This window comes from Psychrobacter sp. SHUES1 (assembly GCF_001652315.1).
Taxonomy (GTDB): domain Bacteria; phylum Pseudomonadota; class Gammaproteobacteria; order Pseudomonadales; family Moraxellaceae; genus Psychrobacter; species Psychrobacter faecalis.
Genome location: NZ_LXWA01000041.1, coordinates 19,705 through 38,919 on the forward strand (window position 1 = coordinate 19,705; position 19,215 = coordinate 38,919).

The following is a 19,215-nucleotide window of genomic DNA, read 5'->3' on the forward strand; positions in this document are numbered from 1 at the left end:
TTATTGAGGAGAGAAACAGTATGTACGATGTGATGGCGATAGGTAATGCCTTGGTTGACCACGAATATCTGCTGTCAGATGCAGCGCTAGAAGAAACTGACCTGACCAAAGGCAATATGACGCTAGCAGGAATCGAAGAGCAGCAGCAGTTATTGGCATATTTTAAATTGGCAGAGATTAAGCCATCAAAACAAGCGGGCGGCGGCTCAGCGGCCAATGCAATGTATGCCTTTGCAAGTTTGGGCGGCAAACCTTTTTATGCTTGCCGCGTCGGCGATGACAAGCAAGGCGAGTTTTACCTAAAAGACTTGCACGAAGCGGGCGTCGCCACCTCCCCGCAGTCGATTCATGCAGGCGGTGTGACGGGCTCATGTGTGGTAGCAGTGACCGAAGATGGTGAGCGTACCATGCAAACTTTCCTTGGTACCTCAAGCGATATCACCGCTGATAACGTCGATTTTGAAGCATTAACGCAAGCTGGCTGGTTATATTTAGAAGGTTATTTGGCGATGTCCGAAGGGATTCAGCCTGCGATGACCAAACTACGCCAACAAGCCGGTATCCATGGTGCCAAAATTGCCGTCAGCTTTGCTGATCCTGCGGTCGTAAAGTTTGCCAAAGAAGGCTTACTCAACATGCTTGGCAATAAAGTCGCGGTGATATTTTGTAATAGTGAAGAAGCAAAATTATTCACCGATAAAAAACAGCATAAGTCGGCAGCGCGTGCCTTACTTGAGCATTGTCAGACAGCAGTCGTTACCGATGGACCCAATGGCGCTATTATCGCTCATAAGCCAAATGATGAGTCTGATATTGAGATTTATGAGATTCCGACGCCAGTTGTTACTAATGTTATTGATACCAATGGTGCCGGCGATAACTATTCTGGCGCGTTTTTATATGCTTTATCACAGCATTATAGCTTGCCAGAATGCGGACGACTTGCTAGCGAAATCGCCGCCCAAGTGATTCAGCAATTCGGCCCACGTTTATCATCGCAAGAGTATCAAGATATCTCGCGCCACGTTTTAACAGTTTAGTGGCTGGATTATTTGATTACTAAAGTGCTAAAATCTAAGTGTCTGAGATGGCGTTTCTAGTTTACTCCTAATAAAAGATAGTGCTGCTGGGATAAATTTTGCGCAGCCTCTGGAGCGACGAAGTCGCACAGCAAGCAAGGAAAATTTGTACCAGTAGCACTTTATAATATTTTCGCGCTTTTATTTAGGATTGCCTACAAAACTTTAGCATCTAATAAGCAAAAGCCCATGTCATCGGATATGGGCTTTTTAGTATTCATTTATAAAACAAAATAATCGCTCAATTAAACAGCGGCAAGTGCTTGCTCTAAATCAGCTTTGATATCTTCAATGTGCTCAATCCCAATTGACAGACGCACCATATCCGCACTAACACCCGCGTTCTCTAGCTCTTGCTCGTTAAGCTGACGATGGGTCGTGGTCGCTGGATGACAAGCGAGCGACTTAGCATCACCGATATTGACCAAGCGCGTAATCAGTTGCAGCGCATCAATAAAGCGCGCGCCTGCTTCGAGGCCACCTTTTACTCCAAAGGTTAAAATAGCGGATGGCGTGCCCTTCATATATTTTTTAGCAAGCTCATGCTCAGGATGGTCAGGTAGACCGGCATATTTTACCCAAGCAACTTTGTCATGGTCGCGTAGATATTCAGCAACCGCTTGCGCGTTTTGCACATGACGCTCCATGCGCAAGCTCAATGTCTCCATACCTTGCATGATACCGAAGGCATTGAGCGGGCTGATTGCCGCACCGGTATTACGTAGTGGCGCGACGCGAGCACGGGCAATAAATGCCGCTGCGCCGACGTCTTTGACAAAGTTTACGCCGTGATAGCTTTCATCTGGGGTGTTTAATAATGGGAAGCGCTCAGGATAATCGCCCCAAGGGAAAGTTCCGCTATCAACAATCGCGCCACCAATCGAAGTACCAGTACCGCTCATATATTTGGTCAATGAATGAATGACGATATCAGCGCCAAACTCAAATGGACGGCACAGCGCTGGCGTCGCAACCGTACTATCAATCACCACTGGTACGCCATATTCATGGGCGATGTCACTCAGAGCTTGGATATCGACGATATTACCCAGTGGATTACCGATACTTTCTGCAAAGACCATTTTGGTTTTATCATCAATTAAATCACGAATCGCTTCAGGGTTTTTATGGTCAAAAAAACGGACTTCGATACCTTGACGCGGCAAAGCATGGGCAAATAAATTATAAGTGCCGCCATATAAGGTCGATACGGCGACGATATTATCACCTGCTTCACAAATGGTTTGAATCGCATAAGTGATAGCCGCCATACCTGAGGCAACTGCTAACGCCCCGATACCGCCTTCAAGTGCCGCAACGCGCTCCTCTAACACCGCCGTCGTCGGATTCATGATACGGGTGTAAATGTTGCCAGCAACTTTTAAATCAAATAAATCAGCGCCATGCTGGGTATTATCAAAGGCATACGAGCTGGTATGATAAATAGGCACGGCGACCGCTTTGGTGGTTGGCTCGACGCTATAGCCAGCGTGAATGGCTAAGGTTTCAAGGCGCTGAGTATTCTGCTTGGCTGGTTGTCCGTCACTCATAAGGTGCTCCTAAAATTTTATGGGATATTTACAGGGGTATTAATAGGTTATTAAACCCATATTTTTTTATCAAAATTAGTTATAACAAAAAGTCATAAAAAAAGCTGAGTTAATCATAACCCAGCTTCTTTATTAAAAGAATAGCAAATTTTTCATCTCTTAATGACAAATATTCATAAGCAATTTTTATAAACAAAGAAACTAATAAGCATATTCTTAGATGATATCGGCGCTATTTTTTATAACGACTTGTCATTTTCTATTTATAATAAGCGTTTTCTGTACGTGTATGGTCGGTTTCATCGATGACTTGCGTCAGCTCTGGAATTTGTTGTTTCAGCTGCACTTCAACACCTTGACGTAAGGTCATATCAACCGCTGAACAGCCTTGGCAACCACCACCGAATTTCAGTATAGCAGTCAGACCAACGCCTTCTTCTTCAACCAATTCAAGCAGCTGGACATCACCGCCGTGAGCGGCCAAGCTTGGATTAATCTCCGACTGTAAGACATAATTGATACGTTCTTCGACACTGGCATCGGCACCAACTTTTGGCACTTTTGAGTTTGGCGCACGGAACGTCAACTGCCCACCAAAACGGTCTTTATTATAATCAATCACCGCATCTTCTAAATAAGGCACGGACGCCGCTTCAATAAATGCCGAAAAATCGTCATAAGTCAGTTTTAAATCAGCGCTGTCTTCTTCGCCCGGCTGGTTATAAGCCATACAGCATTCGGCACGCGGTGTACCTGGATGTTCGACGAAAATACGCACGCCGATACCATCGGTATCTTGCTTCGCCAGTAAATCTGCCAAATACCCTTGCGCCGCTTCAGTGATGGTAATGTTACTTTTAGCTTCGGTTTGCTCAGTATCTAATGCTGACTCGTAATCGGCAGTAGGGTCTACTTGAGTATCAGTTGGATTGTGTTCACTCATAATGCTTCCTATGTGTTATGACACAAGCGTTATATTGTCCACGTCTACTGTGTCGTCTATGTGAGGTTGGGACTAATGAAATCACCATCATTTTGGCTTATCGTTTTAATGCTTTGACCGTGATGAAAATTTCTTTATGGCTCTTTATGGTGTCTATTATAGCGCACTTAACGCATAATTCCGACTAGGCTAGTGTGAATTGGTAGTAGCGGTTTTTAAGCGCTGAGGTTTTAAGCGATGGCTATTTTTAATAAGGCTTACCTATAGTAAGCTGCCTTTATCTTCATAGTATATAAAGACGGCGTGCAGACTTATCAAGTCTAGCGGGCGTAGAATGCACTAAAGAGCTTATGAAAATTTTAAAAGAATAAATATCAGAATCTTAACTATTTTGAGAGAGCAGTATGTTGACTGAGAATCTAAATTCTGTGACCACCAAAGATGCCGTACAAATCGCTATTTGGGAAGTTTTTGATAATGAAAAAAGCCATCAATTATCTATCGTTAATGCGCATCAAGGACAAAATATCTTCTTAACCCATGGCACTTTTTCGGACAAAAAAACCTGCTTAAGAATCGCTGAATACCTAGCTGGACTTGGCCATCATTGCTATATCATGGAATGGCGCGCTCATGGTGCAAGCTCAAACCCAAATGACAAATTTAATTTCGAAACCGTCGCCACCTATGATTTTGCCGCCACTTTTGATTATTTATTTAACGAATTAAAGCTCAGCAATTTACACTGCGTCACCCATAGTGGCGGCGGCGCTTGCTTAACGATGTTTCTCATTCAAAATCCGCAGTATATCAATAAAATAAATAGCATCAGCATGTTTGCTTGCCAAGTGTACGGCGCCATCGTCAATCTGAAGAACTATTTTAAAATAGTCGCCGCCAAGATGTTTACCCGTCTATTTGGCTATATACCCGCCAGAAAACTCAAACTGGGACCCATCAATGAAAACCATCACACCATGAATCAATGGTATGAGTGGAATTTGCATAAAAACTTCCACAGCAGTTTTATTAAACAAAGTGATATAAATGCGAATGGTATTCAGAAAAGTGCTTTTGATAGCCACACTCGCCAGCAAAATACTCCTGAAAGTGCGATTTTTGATTATCGGCAGTATATGCCGAATATTACCGTACCCATTTATGCTATCAGCGCCAAGGGTGATAAATTCATCTCGCCAACTCGAGGTTGCCTGTCACTTTTTAACGACTTTAATCGCTCGCTCAACAAAAACTCTGCTAACGTTTTTCGCGAATATGCGCGAAGTAGTGGCGATTTGGATGATTATACCCATAGCCGCATTTTAAACAGTCGTACGGCTGCCAAAGAGATTTGGCCAACGGTGGCGGCATGGATTGCGCAACATGCAGGGTAAACTTGCAGATTAGAATAGGTCAAATGACGCAAACAGCATAATACTACATCTCCTAAAACTAACTTCACATAACATAACTGACTTGGCCAGATTGGCTGTTTAGACTGGATTGAACGCCATAATAAATCCAAAGGAGTAATTTATGAAGTTATATGTCATACCAGGAACTTGCGCCGTTGTACCGCACACCGCCCTCGAATGGACGGGCGCAGATTACGAGCTTAAGCTGTTAGATCACGATTCGGTCAAATCAGAAGAATATCTACGTATCAATCCGCAAGGCGCGGTGCCAGCCATCGTCGATGGCGACATTATTATTACCCAAAACATCGCCACCCAAGTCTATATCGATGCCAGTTATCCAGATGCCAATATCTTTGGCTCAGATACCTCGCCAGCTGGTAAAGGGCAGCTAATGCATTGGCTAGGGTTTTTAAATGCCGATCTGCATAAAGCCTTTGCCCCGCTGTTTGGCCCTGATGGCTTCATTGAAGGGGATGATGCACAAGAAAGCTTAAAACAAAAGGCCAAAGAAAAAATCGCCCATTTGCTTAGACTGCCCAACGAGCAGCTCGGTAAAACCGACTATCTAACAGGCAGCAAAACCACGGCTGATATTTACTTATACATCACGTTAACGTGGGCGAAAAAGTTTAAGATTGATCTATCTGACTATAAAAACCTTGATGCCTTTGTCAAACGTATTGAAGAAGATAAAGGTTTGACCGCCGTCATTGAGCAGCAAGGCTTAGAAAAAATCAAAACACTTGAGATTTGATTTTATTAATGCTTTGAGCGTTTGCAAAAACCTTTCTAACCTTAACCTTTCTAGCCTTTAGAAGGGTTTTTGCTTTTATATCTATAAAAATATTATCCTTTAAAATAACATTCATGGCGCAAAAACCAAGCGCTAAAATTCGTTAAAGCGATAAAGTCACGGCACTAAACATCTTTATACTTGTCAGCCAGATATAGGCTGTGTCAGTATTAGCCTCTTTGAGACATTTTAAATTGATAATTAATAGCAGTAAGTTAGGAGTTGGCCGTTATGAGTGAATCAGCAGAGCAAGGTTCGGATAAAAGCTCGGATAAAAATAACAGTAAAGACTACCGTTATTTGGTATTTATTGGACGTTTCCAGCCGTTTCACTGCGGGCATAAGGCAGTGGTCGATGAAGCATTAAAACGTGCCGATAACGTCATTATGCTGATTGGTTCTGCCAACCTGCCTCGTAGCTTGCGTAATCCATTTAGTGTCGATGAACGCGCGGCGATGATAAAGAATGCCTACTCGCCAGCAGAAGCGGCGCGAATTCACTGCGCCGGTCTCGACGATGCGCTCTACAATGACACGCGTTGGCTGCAATATGTGCAAGCGGGCGTCAAGTCGGTCACAGGCGATTTAGAAGGCGATATTGGGCTGATTGGTCATTCAAAAGACAGCTCATCTTATTACTTGTCCTTATTCCCAAATTGGGCGTCGGTTTCTGTGCCCAATTATCACAATTTATCCGCGACCCCTATTCGTGACAGCTACCTAATGGGCGCCACGCCAACGCCTGAGCGCACCCCTGAATCAACCCGCAACGTTCTCAATGACTTTAAAAAGACTGATATTTATCAAAGCCTGCATGAAGAAGCCGATTTCGTCGATAAATATAAAAGACAATGGGAGTCTGCGCCTTATCCACCAACCTTTATGACCGCTGATGCGCTCGTCGTGCAATCAGGGCATATTTTATTGGTTGAGCGCCGCAGTATGCCAGGACGCGGGCTATGGGCATTACCGGGTGGATTTTTGAATCCAAAAGAAACCTTATTTGATGCCTGTATCCGCGAGCTACGCGAAGAGACACGCTTGAAAGTGCCTGAACCGGTACTACGCGGCTCTTGTCATAGTCAGCATACCTTTGACGACCCGTATCGCTCGGCGCGTGGTCGTACGATTACTCAAGCTTTTTATTTTCAGCTTAAAAATGACCCAAAAGGGTTGCCAAAAGTCAAAGGTGGCGACGATGCAGCTACCGCGTTTTGGCTACCGCTTGCAGAGCTTGATGCGACCATGATGTTTGAAGACCATTATGCGATTATCACCAAAATGGTTGGCTTGTAGATCTTTATCAGGCGACTATGCAATTTTTATTAACCTTTTTTCACGCTAGCGCCGATAGACGGCAATGGCTCACCGCTGCAGCGGTTATTAAAAAACAGCTGCGGCATCTCAAAGCAGAGGAGTTCTGTGATGTACACCAGCAATCTAAACAATTTAATCTTAAATAGCGACAGCTATAAAACCTCGCATTGGGTGCAATATCCAAGCGGTAGCGAGTATCTATCAAGCTATATCGAAGCGCGTAAAGGTGACTACGATGTGGTGTTTTTTGGCTTGCAAGCCTTTATCAAAGAATACTTAAGCACGCCGATTACCCATCAAGATATCGATGAAGCCGAAACGGTGATTCAAGCCCATGGCTTGACCTTTAACCGTGCTGGCTGGGAGCTGTTAGTCGATAAGCATGGCGGCTATCTGCCACTGCGCATCGAGGCCATTCCTGAAGGCAGCGTCGTTCCAGCATCCAATGTGGTCTGTCAAATTATCAATACTGACCCTGAGTTCTATTGGCTACCAAGCTATGTCGAAACGGCATTACTGCGAGCGATTTGGTATCCCTCAACCGTCGCTAGCGTCTCGCACTATTGCAAAGGCATCATTCGTCAGGCACTAGAAAAATCTGCCGACAATACTGAGTCGCTGATTTTCCGCTTGCATGATTTTGGTTCGCGCGGTGCTTCTAGTCAAGAATCTGTCGCCCTTGGTAGCCTTGCGCATTTGGTGAATTTTGCTGGAACCGATTCAATGACGGCCTTGGTTGCCGCCAGCCGCTGGTATCACATGGACAAAGAGATGGCAGCCTTTTCTATCCCTGCTGCTGAGCATAGCACTATGACCGCGTGGGGACGCGACGGAGAAACCGCCGCCTTTGCCAATATGATTGAACAGTTTGGCGGTGCTGGTAAAAGTTTTTCTGTGGTATCTGACAGCTATGATTTATGGAATGCCATTGATAATATTTGGGGCGGTAGCCTAAAAGACGACGTCAAAAATATGGGCGGAACTTTGGTTATCCGTCCAGATAGCGGCGATCCGGCAAAAGTGGTGCGCGAAGCCTTAGAACGCTTGGCGGTAAAATTCGGTACGACGATTAATAGTAAAGGTTATAAAGTGCTGCCCGACTATGTACGCATTATCCAAGGCGACGGTATCAGCCCGCAAAGCTTGGGCAAAATCATTGATGTGGTTTTAAACGCAGGTTTTAGTGCCGACAACATCACCTTTGGCATGGGCGGCGGCTTATTGCAGCAAGTCAATCGCGATACCATGAGCTGGGCGATGAAAGCCAGCGCCATCTTTATCGATGGCGTATGGAAAGATATCTATAAAGACCCTGTCACCAGTCGCTCAAAACGCTCAAAAAGAGGCCGTTTGGCACTCATAAAAAATAGCAAAGGCAACATAGATACCATTAAAGCGGATAATTTAACGTCAGCTGCAGATAACCTACTACGCGATGTATATATCGATGGTAAATTACTTATTGAAGACAACCTCACTACGATTCGGGAGCGTGCAGGATGGTAGCTACTAAAAAAATGCAAAATAAAATAACCGCTGCTGCCAAGGACGTGCTGCTTGCTCCTGTTTACCTTTATCAAGGGCACAAAATCAAGCGTGATACCGTACGCCTACCTGAGCCAAATGGCGAGCGTCATGGACAGGTTCAGCTCAATAACTTGCCTATTACCTCAAAGGGTAAAAGCAATAATATATTGAACCTGATGGTCGTTGGTGATTCGGCAGCGGCTGGCGTCGGTAGTCAAACCCAACAAGAGGCGCTGGTTGGTCATTTGATACCTATTTTGACTGAGCAGCCTGCTATCCAAAGCGCTTTTGATACCTTAAACTGGTCGTTGCAAGCGACCACGGGTCATACCAGCTTTGATATTTTGCGCAGGCTTTATGTGTTGCCTGCACCGAGCCAACCTATTGATGTGATGGTATTAAGTGTCGGCGTTAATGACACCACCTCCAAAGTCTCTGCGGCTCAATGGCAACAGCAGATTGAAAATATCATTGCTATCGCCCAGCGTAAATTTGGCGTACGCGAGCTGGTTTTTTTAAGCTTACCGCCGATGGCACAAATGCCTGCAATACCTGCGCCATTGAATAACTTCGTTGGTGCCAAAGCCGCTATCCTTGATAATAGCTTGCAGCAAATTTGTGCCGCTCATGACAATGTCACTTATATGGCAACGAACTTTGCGCGCATGATAGAAGAACACTCTAACGGCACGCCGATCGATATCAGAGTGATGTTTGCCAGCGACGGCTTTCATCCAAGCAGTTTGATGTATGGCTATTGGGCGCAGCAAGTGGCAGAATTGATTGTGAAGTTGCTAGATTCGTCGACTACTAAGTTAAGTAGCTGAGTAGTGCAAATACTTAACATTAAAATTTAGATAAAAAAAACCGCTGAATAGTCAGCGGTTTTTTATTGCTTAGCAAAAGACTGCTTCGCGATATGTATTTACACCATAAGTATAAATTATTCAGCAGAATCAGCCGCTTTCTTACTACGGCCACCAAACGCACCAAAGCGTTTGTTGAAGCTTGCAACACGGCCTTCAGTAGAGGTTTTACGTTGTTCGCCAGTATAGAATGGATGCGACGCACTTGAAATATCAAGTGGGTAGTATGGGTATTCTTTACCTTCGTATTCACGAGTGGCTTTGGTGTTAACGGTTGAGCGAGTTAAGAAAAACACGTCAGCGTTGGTGTCATGGAACAAAACTTCTTGGTAATTAGGATGGATATCTTTACGCATAATAAACTCTCTATGTCCGATGTATGGAAAGCACTTTTGCTTAATGGCATTTTGACTATCAAGCACGCTCACATACGTAACTGAGGCACTAAGGACATCTATCAGTCTGGCAATTACGTCACTGGCTTATTCCAGCACCCAACACCACACCGCTGCTCACTTAGCCTTTCCCCAGCGGGAAAATCAAACCGCGATTTTAACGGTTTTTGCTACTCGATGCAAGCCGCTTCTACGATAAAACCATGCCATGAACTCGACTTAACGCCATTATGCTGAGTCAAAAAACCACATAAATAATCATAAAAAAGCAGCCACGCTAGCTGCCTTTTTTATGGAAAACTTATTTTTGGAAAACTTATTTTTGGAAAAATGGAAACTTATTTGGTTTTTACGATATGCCAAACGCCAAGTTTGTTGTCGCCATCTTTATCGCCAACCTTGGTATCATTGGCATAAAAGTATAACGGTTTACCATTCATCGCCCATTGATATTTGCCATCTTCACGTTTAAAGGCGGCAAACTGTCCTGACGCTTTGGCATTACTTGGTGCCAAAAACGCTGGCCAAGCAACCAGACAAGCTGAGCCACATTCTGATTTATTCATAGAATCTTTATCAAAGGTATATAAGGTCATATGATTGGTTGCATCGACCAACATACCGTTTTTACTGGCAACTGGAGCGGTATTTTTAGTGGTCGCTTGCACCTCATGCATGCCAGAATCATCCTTGCCCAGCATATTGTTAAACGTAGAACAGCCGCTAAGCGCTAATGCACCAGAAATGACAGATAACATAAGTATATGTTTCATAATAACGTCCTTGTTAATAGTGGTTTTTTAAATTGCTTCTTTTATATGGTTTCTTGTGGTCTGCAATCCTATACCTTAAAGCAAAAAACGGCTTAAAGCTGACCATAAGTATTTTTACTATAGCACAGACATAAAATCAGTTATTTCTCGCATCATATAAATTTACAAAAGCACATAAAGTTTACAAATTAAATAAAGTTTGCTCTTCAATTTTTTAAAAATGCTTTTACAAAGCTGTGTTTTAGTCGCTCCTTGTTTGCCGTCCTTTGACAAAACTTATGCATCTACTTACGTTTTTGCCATGCTAATTTGAGTAATTTTTTCGTAGAATAAGACACCTATATTAAGAATTACTACACAATAAGAAATATGACTATAGCGGTTTAAAATGACTGTTGAACTTAGGGTTCGCTGTACGCATATCGGTAGCCTTGCATCAAAAAAACACGCATTAGAAAAACACGTTATTTAACATATAAGTGCGGCGAATATAAAAAACTTGAGAAAAGAAACTTAGCAACGAATTATTTCACAAAGACGCCGAGCCATTCCTACTAATTGAAGATAGGAATGCGACTAAGGATATAACAACGACAATGACTCATTCTGTTATGAACAATCAAGTGCCTGCTAGCAAACGGGTTGGTATTCTCGGTGGCGGTACAGCGGGTGCAACCATCGCGATTCGCCTTGCGGCATTGGGCCTTGAGACGTATTTATTTGAAAAAAACACCTCGCTAATTGACGGGCCGCCGATGTGTCATTTGCATGCCGGTGGCAACCTATATCGTGAAATACCTGATGAAGATTGCGTTGCCCTGCTCAAACAATGCATCGATATTCTGCGCCTTTATCCTTATACCATTGATGTACGCCCGACGGTATTTGCGGTGCCGACGCGCGATGAAGGTTTGCCTGAGGATTTATTACCGCGTTTAGATATCTTGACCGACGCTTATCGAGAGCTTATCGCCGAAGATGGTAATAATAAAGTACTCGGCGAACCTGAAAACTACTATCAATTATATAGCCACGAGCAACTGATTGCCTTATCTGAGCGCGAGCAAGTCGCGGTGCCGCGCACGGTTGATGAATGGATGATACCAGTTGCTAAGTATTTGGATTTAAACAAGGTTAAATTTCCGCTGATTGTCGTGCAAGAATATGGCTGGAATATCTTCCGTTTGGCAGCTTCTGCACAAGTGGCTTTAGAAGGCTATGAGCACGCGCATGTCTTTACCGATACGCAGGTTAATCAAGTCATGCCAGTTGATTGTGAAAACTGCTCAAACGCTGACCATCATGTGACCAGATGGCGCATTGATTATCAACAAGCAGCGCGCTCTGATACTGAGACCGAATTTGAAGCCAAAACGGATTCTATCGAAGTTGATTACTTAATCAACGCTTGTGGTTTTCGTACTGGCATCATCGATGATATGGTCGGGGTCAAAGTCACGCGTATGGTCGAGTTTAAATCGTCTTATATCACTCATTGGGACGATACGGGCGGACAGATTCCTGAAATTATCGTCTATGGTGAGCGCGGTACCCCTGAGGGCATGGCGCAGCTAACGCCCTACCCTGATGGTTATTTTCAGATACATGGCATGAGTAAATTTATCACCCTATTTGATGATGGTTTGGTTGCTTCTAACAAAAATAGCGCGCAACCGAAATTGCCATCGCAATATTTGCACTATATCGAGGACGGCTGGGATAAAGCGCCACTACAAGCGCGCAGCCAGCAAGCGATTGATTACGTGGCTGAATTCGTTCCAACCTTTCATAGCGCGCGTACAGTTGGCAATGCCTTATATGGCGGGCAGCAAATACCGGGGCAAGACGATACGCTGCGCGTTGCCGATGTGAGCTTATACTCTAATATTCGCTATGCGCGGGCAGAAAACGTCAAAGCCTCATCGACGCTGATTGCTGCCGATCAAATCGTTGATGAATTGACGACGCTTGGTTTGGTTGCTGATGAGGCGCCAGAAAACCGTCAGCGTTATGCGCATGAATGGGCGTATTTGGCACAAAATAATAGCGAAGCAATTGATAAGGTCGCGCGTCATTTAGCGCAAGAGCGCAGCTTTCCAATGGCAATGGCGGGCGTAAATCATAGTATTCATGAGACTAATTAAAATGATTTAAATGTTAATAAAATCAAAGCAAAAAAGAGAGCAAGGCTTAATGTTAGCCTTGCTCTCTTTTTTATATTTAGTTATTGATAAAAATACCTGCTGCTAGTTTCCCGCCATTTTCTCAGTATCGACGGCGTCATCTATTTTTACAACGGTTTTTAGCATGGCAATCGCTTCGCCAATGGTATTACAAACGACCAAACGCTCAAGGTCTTGTTGCTTCATAAAGCCTTGCTCAGCGGTGTATTGTAAATGTTCAATCATACAGTCATAAAAACCATTGATATTAAGAATAATCATCGGTTTTTCGTGCTGATATAGCTGACGCCAGGTGGCGATTTCCATGATTTCTTCTAGCGTCCCAAGCCCGCCCGGCAAGGTAATAAAGGCATCGGCATACTCTGCCATCACCGTTTTACGGGTGTGCATGGTATCGGTCAAATGCAGGCGCGTCAGCTGCTCATGGGCAATTTCGTGCTTGAGCATAAAGGTTGGAATCACGCCGACCGCTTGTGCGCCACCTCGGATGACCTCATCAGCGACTGCGCCCATCAGCCCGATGCTCGCTCCGCCGTAGACCAAACCCATGCCATTATCGGCAAGCGCACTGCCAAGCTCACGCGCCGCCTGCTCATAAACGTCATTATTGCCCAAACGCGAGCCACAATAAACCGCGACCAGCGGCATGGTTAGCGCTGATTTATCCACTGCTTTTTCAATATTGGTAATGTCTTGACTGGTAATAACTTCATAAGTGTCATTGTTAATTTTCATTTGCATAGAGTTTCCTTAATTTTATATACATTGTTCTTATTAAATACTTAGCTATTAAAACACGTTTATTCATGCATAGTAGTTTATTGATATGTGTTATTTGGTCAAAATACATACTGCTTAATCGATAATAATTAAAATATTGCTGAAAAATAGCGCTCAAAATATACAACGTCGAGCTCGCTCATAGAACTTAGAAGTCATTTTCGCCTACCTTCCTCACTAAGATTTATTTTACCATAAGCAGTGTTACTGCAAAGTCATCATGCGGTGATCACCCAGTTAGGCTATAAAGTAAGCAACCAATCACGGCTTAATGACCGCACGCTTATGTTTAAACACTTATGTTTAAACGCTGAGCGCCTAGCAAGCATTTTTATTTACCCAAAACACTGACTGATAAAAAAACTTTTACTCATAAAAATGACAAAAATACATGAAGGTTAAACCATGGAAAATCCGCACAATCAAACAGATATTTATGCCCTAAGCATCATGACTGAGCGCAATCGAGCATTGGCAGCGACCGTTTATCGCCCTAAAGATAAAGTGAAAGCCGCAGTCATGATCGCACCGGCTACTGGTATCAAACGCCAGTTTTATCATAATTTTGCCACTTATTTAGCAGCAAGCGGCTTTGGGGTCATAACCTTTGATAACGAAGGTATCGGCGAATCACTTAGCACCGATTTGGCAAAATGTGATGCCTCTTTAATCAGTTGGGGTCGCCATGACATGCCAGCCGTCCTTGATGCCTTGCAAGACGAATTTAATGATGCCACTTACCATTTGATTGGCCATAGCGCCGGTGGGCAATTAATTGGTTTGATGCCAAACTATAAGGCACTTACCTCAGTATTTAATGTTGCTTGCTCATCAGGGCAAATCAAAAATATGGACATGCCTTATAAGCTCAAAGCGATGGGTTTTATGGACGCCTTTATTCCGCTCACCAACTTGACGCTAGGCTATACGCCAGCGGATAAAATCGGCATGGGTGAGCCACTACCACGCGGCGTCGCTCGTCAATGGCGCGAGTGGTGCAACGGCGCAGGCTATATTAAAACCGCGTTTGGCAAAAGTATTCATACCCATTTTTACGATGAGATTGATATGCCTGCGTTGTGGCTCGGCTTTAGCGATGATGAAATTGCCAATAGCAAAAATATCGATGATATGATTCGCGTCTTTAGCAAAATGCCAGTCGAAAAACGCTATTTTGACCCCGAAGAATTTGGCTTAAATAGTATCGGTCATATGCGCTATTTTAGTAGCAAAACCAATGCTAAAGCCCCGCAGCTTTGGCAAATGGCAGTCGATTGGCTAGCCAAGCAGCAATAAGTTTTGTTTAGGGCAGTCGTTTAAGCGCATGCCTTTCAAGCGCAAGTCTATTTAGTCTTGCGTGATTTTTGCTGCTTGTTCTGCTTGCACACGCTTGGTCAACGCAGAATACAGCGACGGCTGCATATTATGAATGTTGCCTAGCATCCATTTTACGTAGCTAATTGGCACGTCTTTAATCAACGTACCCTTATGTTTGCCAAAGGGCATTTTGCTCAGTGGATTGGCTTTATTGGCGATAGCGTGGGCTGCTGCAAAATCTGTCGGCGCAATCTCTAGGCGCTCGCAGCAGGCCTGATATAGCAGATAACACATGCGCGCATCTCCCAGCGCATCATGAGCAGCAATCGTTATTTTACCTGCCTCGCCTTTACCTAATAATTGCTCGATACATTTCGACTGCCCATAGGCGCTCCATTCTGGAAAGGCCACGCGCGCCAGCCGCACCGTACATATCAGCTTAGTAGTCGGACTACCAATCACCCGCCAATCAAAGCGTACATTATGGCCAATCAAATACTGCGGCAACTCAAATTGCTCAAGCTCAAAGCGCTCAAGACCGGCAACATCGTCATCGGTGATACCATGGATTCTAATCACGACGGGCGATATCGAGCGTCCACTATTAAAGTATTTCATCCACTCAAATCCTGTCGCTACATTGATCGTCGCCACTTGAATCGGACGCGGATCACGGCCTTGGTCGGTTTCGGTATCGATAATCAGCGCAGTGTCAGTCATAAAGATTTGGCCATCGTTATTTAAAAATAGGTAGCAATAACAGTTTTCTATATATACCTAAAAAATAGGTGATTTTTAAAAGCAACAATGTATTTATGGGGATAAAAGCTAAAGATAACAATGGTATACAAAGAATAGCGGCGATAGCTCTTATACTGTCTATGAGCGTTAATTTAAAAAAGAGATATCAATGCTAGCAGATGGCAATAATCCGCAGCCAAGCCCAAGTAGAGAGCCAAATCTTTTACGCCGTGTACTAAGTGTACTCATCAAGGCGGCGGTGTTACTGATGCTGTTATTTGTCTTTGATAGGCTCTTACCCAGTATCAGCAAGCAAACTCAGTCGTTTGTACTGGCAAAATGGCAACAGCTTAGTTTATTACAACAAGCATTACCGACAGAAAATAGCTTACCTAGCCCACTGCCCGAACAACACTTAACGGATACATGGGGCGCGGCGCGTAGCCAAGGTCGCTCTCACGAAGGCATCGATATATTTGCCAAGCGCGGTACGCCGATACAGGCAACGACGCAAGGCATCGTCAGCAAAGTTGGCGAAAATAGCTTAGGCGGGCGCGTGGTGGTCATCATTGGCCCGGGCGGCGCCGGCCATTATTATGCCCATTTAGAGGATTATGCCGATATCAGCCCGAACGACTGGGTCAATGTTGGCGATATCATTGGTTACGTCGGCGACAGCGGAAATGCCAAAGGCACGCCGCCGCACGTCCATTATGGGATTTATATCAATGGCAGCGCGGTCAACCCTTATCCACTTTTGCAAAAGCCTGAAAGCTAGCGTTTGAATTTTTGGCCTTTAAAACCTGACCCCTTTAAAAATAAGACCTTAAACTTCCAATATAAAATTTAACGGCCCATCATTGATACTTGCCACTTGCATATCAGCGCCAAACTCACCAGTTGCTACAAGGGGATGTTGGGTTTTGGCATAAGTAATTAGTTGCTCGAACAATACCTCTGCAGCATCGGGTGCCATCGCGCCGCCAAAGTCAGGACGGCGACCTTTATCGGTTTTTGCCATTAAGGTAAATTGTGACACCAATAATAAACCGCCGCCTACCTGCTGGACATTTTTATCCAATTTACCAAACTTAGCAGGATCATCGTCATTCTCAAAAATGCGATAAGTAAGGATTTTATCAATCATACGCTGCGCATTTTGCAAGTTATCCTCATGACCCAAGCCAATATAGGCCAAGATTCCATGCTCAATCGCACCAACGCAGTGCGCATCGACAGTGACGCTAGCGCGCTGCACCCTTTGTATCAGTGCTCTCATTTACAGCCTTCCTTATTTATAAATCGCTTACAGTTTATGGTCATACAATCATACCCTGACCATGATAAAATACCGCCATTAACTTGCCTATTAATAATTACATCGAATCCTGTTTTGGTAACCTCATTATGAATTTATTTGCCACCCTTCAACAATTTGTACCGCAGCAGCAGCTGAGTAAAGTCGCTGGACGTCTGGCCGCCAGCCGCCACCCTTATGTCAAGCGTGCGTTTATCCGCAGCTTTGCTAAAGCTTACAATGTCAGCTTAGACGAATACGAGCGCCAAAGTTTCAATGCTTATGAAAGCTTTAATGACTTTTTTACCCGTGAGCTAAAAGACGACGCGCGTCTCATCGATAGCCGCGCAAATGGAATTGTTAGTCCTGCCGATGGCGTTATCTCGCAATTAGGGCAAATCCGCGACCATAAATTACTGCAAGCCAAAGGTCGTCATTATGACATCGGTCAACTACTCGCTGATAGCGAAGATGGCAGTTATTTTGCTGATGGTAGCTTTGCCACCGTATATCTCGCGCCGAGTAACTATCACCGCGTGCACATGCCATTTGCTGGTACCTTGACCAAGACCCGTTATATACCGGGTACCCTATTTTCTGTCAATAATGTCACGGCGGCAAACGTGCCGGATTTATTTGCTCGTAATGAGCGTTTGGTCTGTTTATTTGACACAGAGTACGGCAAAGCGGCGGTGGTCATGGTTGGAGCGATGATTGTCGCTGGTATCGAAACCGTCGCGACGGGTAAAATCAGCCGCACTGAGGATATCCAAGAAATGGTTCACAATATGAGCTTTGCCAAAGGCGATGAGCTTGGACGCTTTTATTTAGGCTCAACGGCGATTGTGGTTCTACCAAAAGGCGCAAAAGCCGATTGGCAAGACAGCTTAAAAGCCAACAGTATGGTAAAAATGGGACAGCTATTAGGTGTTGCGAATAAATAGCAGTTGTATAAAGGCTCTAAAAACCTCTACGTATAAGCCTAGTTAAGCCACTCAGCTTAGCTAGGTTTTTTATTAGACGCATTCAATCTAATACCGAAAGTGCTTGTGAATAGGATACGCAAATAAGATGTTTTCTTCTTGCGTTCCGCGTCCGATGTTATGAATAATCAACGGCGAGCCATCAGCGGCGACTTTATTAGAAACGATGCCCATATGCGGTAAATTGCCGTTTGGCAACCGCCACGTCACTATATCACCGGCTTGAAAGCTAGATTTATCAGTGGTAGATAATGTTTGACCATGACGGGCAAAAAACACCTCAAGATTTGGCACACGGCGGTGATCGATATTTTTATCGGTTGATTTTAGTCCCCACGTCTTTGGATAGGCCGACCAATTGGACTTCATATCGTGATTGACCAATTGCTGTAAATCGATATTTTGCAAGCGGTAAGCCCGTACGACAACATCGGTACAAACGCCGGTTTCTATCGGTACATCGCCACGCGGAAAATCCAGCTGACGATAGGTAGGGTCATAGCTGGTGGTCACACCTATCTGTTTTTTGGCATCATAGGCCAATTTATCGCCATTACCAACAGACTCGGTCGCCTGCGCCAATTGCGCTAAACTTATACCAAACCCAACAATTAAAGTTGTGCCCAAGCACGAGCAGTTAACGACCGAATTCTTTGTGGCTGTTTAAGCAAATTATTCCAAGCCAAGCAAGTGGCATCGACAATAGCCTCATAACTGTCATAACAACGATTAGATAGCTCATTTTGCTTAAGGTACAGCCATACTCTCTCAGAGGGATTGAGCTCAGGTGAATAAGGCGGTAGTTTAAGCATAGTGACATTAGCCTGATTCAAGCTTGGTTGATGCCATAATGCGCCGTCCATCACCACCACCGCATGACGTCCTTTTGGAACGGCTTTACTAATCTCTTGCATATGCAATAACATGGTGTGTTTATTAACGAAAGGCAGTACTAAGCCGACAGCCTTCTTTGTCGCTGGACAAAAGGCACCAAACAGATAAGCGGAATGAAACTGTTGCTGTTTGATCAGTCGAGGTCGCCCACCGCGATAGTGCCAAACTCTGGTCAATGAGCCTTGTTGTCCTATTCGAGTTTCATCTTGAAACCAGATGTCCACTTGATCTAGGCTTACCTCAGTAGGCAGTGACGCCTTAACCTGTGCTATAAAGTTTTTTTAAAAGCGTCTTGAGCTTGTATGTCGGCTTTTGGATGCTGACTACGAGCACTTATCCAACTCATATCAATACGCTTG

Annotated in this window: 20 protein-coding genes; 10 read left to right on the forward strand and 10 right to left on the reverse strand. The window is 44.3% G+C overall.

Features of this window, described 5'->3' with window-relative positions; translation table 11 throughout:
• Nucleotides 1-20 precede the first annotated feature (20 nt).
• The gene (locus tag A7325_RS04930) at nucleotides 21-1,040 is read left to right on the forward strand and encodes an adenosine kinase (protein ID WP_068405137.1); all 1,020 of its coding nucleotides are present in this window, start codon (nucleotides 21-23) and stop codon (nucleotides 1,038-1,040) included.
• Between the two features lie 284 nt (nucleotides 1,041-1,324).
• Here the strand turns inward: A7325_RS04930 and A7325_RS04935 are convergent, their stop codons facing one another.
• Together A7325_RS04935 and nfuA are read right to left on the reverse strand one after the other, a co-directional pair.
• Nucleotides 1,325-2,629 carry an O-acetylhomoserine aminocarboxypropyltransferase/cysteine synthase family protein gene (locus A7325_RS04935; protein ID WP_068405138.1) on the reverse strand — a complete coding sequence of 435 codons (1,305 nt, stop codon included), beginning with the start codon at nucleotides 2,627-2,629 and terminating at the stop codon, nucleotides 1,325-1,327.
• Nucleotides 2,630-2,888: 259 nt separating this feature from the next.
• Nucleotides 2,889-3,572: a Fe-S biogenesis protein NfuA gene (gene nfuA / locus A7325_RS04940; protein ID WP_068405139.1), complete on the reverse strand. Its 684-nt coding sequence runs from the start codon at nucleotides 3,570-3,572 to the stop codon at nucleotides 2,889-2,891.
• Between the two features lie 404 nt (nucleotides 3,573-3,976).
• On the opposite strand from nfuA, the gene A7325_RS04945 reads away from it, so the two are divergent.
• From A7325_RS04945 to A7325_RS04965, 5 genes are all read left to right on the forward strand, one after another.
• Nucleotides 3,977-4,966, forward strand: coding sequence for an alpha/beta fold hydrolase (locus tag A7325_RS04945; protein WP_068405140.1), 990 nt, complete (start codon nucleotides 3,977-3,979; stop codon nucleotides 4,964-4,966).
• 142 nt (nucleotides 4,967-5,108) lie between these two features.
• Nucleotides 5,109-5,744 (forward strand): glutathione S-transferase family protein, encoded by a 636-nt coding sequence (locus A7325_RS04950; protein ID WP_068405141.1) that lies wholly within the window; start codon nucleotides 5,109-5,111, stop codon nucleotides 5,742-5,744.
• Nucleotides 5,745-6,014: 270 nt separating this feature from the next.
• Entirely contained in the window at nucleotides 6,015-7,079 is a 1,065-nt protein-coding gene (locus tag A7325_RS04955) for a bifunctional nicotinamide-nucleotide adenylyltransferase/Nudix hydroxylase (protein WP_068405143.1), read from the forward strand.
• Between the two features lie 129 nt (nucleotides 7,080-7,208).
• Nucleotides 7,209-8,606: a nicotinate phosphoribosyltransferase gene (locus A7325_RS04960; protein WP_068405145.1), complete on the forward strand. Its 1,398-nt coding sequence runs from the start codon at nucleotides 7,209-7,211 to the stop codon at nucleotides 8,604-8,606.
• Nucleotides 8,600-9,454: an SGNH/GDSL hydrolase family protein gene (locus A7325_RS04965; protein WP_068405146.1), complete on the forward strand. Its 855-nt coding sequence runs from the start codon at nucleotides 8,600-8,602 to the stop codon at nucleotides 9,452-9,454. Before A7325_RS04960 ends, A7325_RS04965 begins: the two co-directional genes overlap by 7 nt.
• Before the next feature lie 116 nt (nucleotides 9,455-9,570).
• Here A7325_RS04965 and A7325_RS04970 read toward each other — a convergent pair whose 3' ends face one another.
• The gene (locus A7325_RS04970) at nucleotides 9,571-9,849 is read right to left on the reverse strand and encodes a type B 50S ribosomal protein L31 (protein ID WP_068405148.1); all 279 of its coding nucleotides are present in this window, start codon (nucleotides 9,847-9,849) and stop codon (nucleotides 9,571-9,573) included.
• Nucleotides 9,850-10,226: 377 nt separating this feature from the next.
• Nucleotides 10,227-10,661 (reverse strand): hypothetical protein, encoded by a 435-nt coding sequence (locus tag A7325_RS04975; protein WP_068405150.1) that lies wholly within the window; start codon nucleotides 10,659-10,661, stop codon nucleotides 10,227-10,229.
• 596 nt (nucleotides 10,662-11,257) lie between these two features.
• On the opposite strand from A7325_RS04975, the gene A7325_RS04980 reads away from it, so the two are divergent.
• The gene (locus A7325_RS04980) at nucleotides 11,258-12,805 is read left to right on the forward strand and encodes an FAD-dependent oxidoreductase (protein WP_068405152.1); all 1,548 of its coding nucleotides are present in this window, start codon (nucleotides 11,258-11,260) and stop codon (nucleotides 12,803-12,805) included.
• Nucleotides 12,806-12,907: 102 nt separating this feature from the next.
• On the opposite strand, the gene A7325_RS04985 is transcribed toward A7325_RS04980, so the two are convergent.
• A complete protein-coding gene (locus A7325_RS04985) occupies nucleotides 12,908-13,585 on the reverse strand; it encodes a TIGR00730 family Rossman fold protein (protein ID WP_068405153.1) in 678 nt (225 codons plus the stop codon).
• Nucleotides 13,586-14,029: 444 nt separating this feature from the next.
• On the opposite strand from A7325_RS04985, the gene A7325_RS04990 reads away from it, so the two are divergent.
• Nucleotides 14,030-14,920, forward strand: a complete 891-nt coding sequence (locus tag A7325_RS04990; RefSeq protein WP_068405155.1) for an alpha/beta fold hydrolase — start codon at nucleotides 14,030-14,032, stop codon at nucleotides 14,918-14,920.
• 51 nt (nucleotides 14,921-14,971) lie between these two features.
• On the opposite strand, the gene A7325_RS04995 is transcribed toward A7325_RS04990, so the two are convergent.
• Nucleotides 14,972-15,661 carry a putative quorum-sensing-regulated virulence factor gene (locus A7325_RS04995; RefSeq protein ID WP_068405157.1) on the reverse strand — a complete coding sequence of 230 codons (690 nt, stop codon included), beginning with the start codon at nucleotides 15,659-15,661 and terminating at the stop codon, nucleotides 14,972-14,974.
• Nucleotides 15,662-15,851: 190 nt separating this feature from the next.
• On the opposite strand from A7325_RS04995, the gene A7325_RS05000 reads away from it, so the two are divergent.
• Complete coding sequence (locus A7325_RS05000) at nucleotides 15,852-16,460, forward strand: M23 family metallopeptidase (protein WP_068405159.1); 609 nt, start codon at nucleotides 15,852-15,854, stop codon at nucleotides 16,458-16,460.
• A gap of 48 nt (nucleotides 16,461-16,508) precedes the next feature.
• On the opposite strand, the gene dtd is transcribed toward A7325_RS05000, so the two are convergent.
• Nucleotides 16,509-16,961, reverse strand: a complete 453-nt coding sequence (gene dtd / locus A7325_RS05005; RefSeq protein ID WP_068405161.1) for a D-aminoacyl-tRNA deacylase — start codon at nucleotides 16,959-16,961, stop codon at nucleotides 16,509-16,511.
• 128 nt (nucleotides 16,962-17,089) lie between these two features.
• Here dtd and asd point away from each other — a divergent pair, with 128 nt between their 5' ends.
• Nucleotides 17,090-17,923, forward strand: a complete 834-nt coding sequence (gene asd / locus A7325_RS05010) for an archaetidylserine decarboxylase (protein WP_068405163.1) — start codon at nucleotides 17,090-17,092, stop codon at nucleotides 17,921-17,923.
• An 87-nt stretch (nucleotides 17,924-18,010) separates the two neighbouring features.
• Here asd and A7325_RS05015 read toward each other — a convergent pair whose 3' ends face one another.
• From A7325_RS05015 to A7325_RS14230, 3 genes are read right to left on the reverse strand one after another with little or no spacing between them, the layout of a single operon-like run.
• Nucleotides 18,011-18,589, reverse strand: a complete 579-nt coding sequence (locus A7325_RS05015) for a DUF1287 domain-containing protein (RefSeq protein ID WP_226928882.1) — start codon at nucleotides 18,587-18,589, stop codon at nucleotides 18,011-18,013.
• Nucleotides 18,574-19,128, reverse strand: coding sequence for an IS630 family transposase (locus A7325_RS05020; protein ID WP_082894294.1), 555 nt, complete (start codon nucleotides 19,126-19,128; stop codon nucleotides 18,574-18,576). Before A7325_RS05020 ends, A7325_RS05015 begins: the two co-directional genes overlap by 16 nt.
• Nucleotides 19,125-19,202: a winged helix-turn-helix domain-containing protein gene (locus A7325_RS14230; protein WP_145989778.1), complete on the reverse strand. Its 78-nt coding sequence runs from the start codon at nucleotides 19,200-19,202 to the stop codon at nucleotides 19,125-19,127. Before A7325_RS14230 ends, A7325_RS05020 begins: the two co-directional genes overlap by 4 nt.
• Between the last annotated feature and the right edge of the window lie 13 nt (nucleotides 19,203-19,215).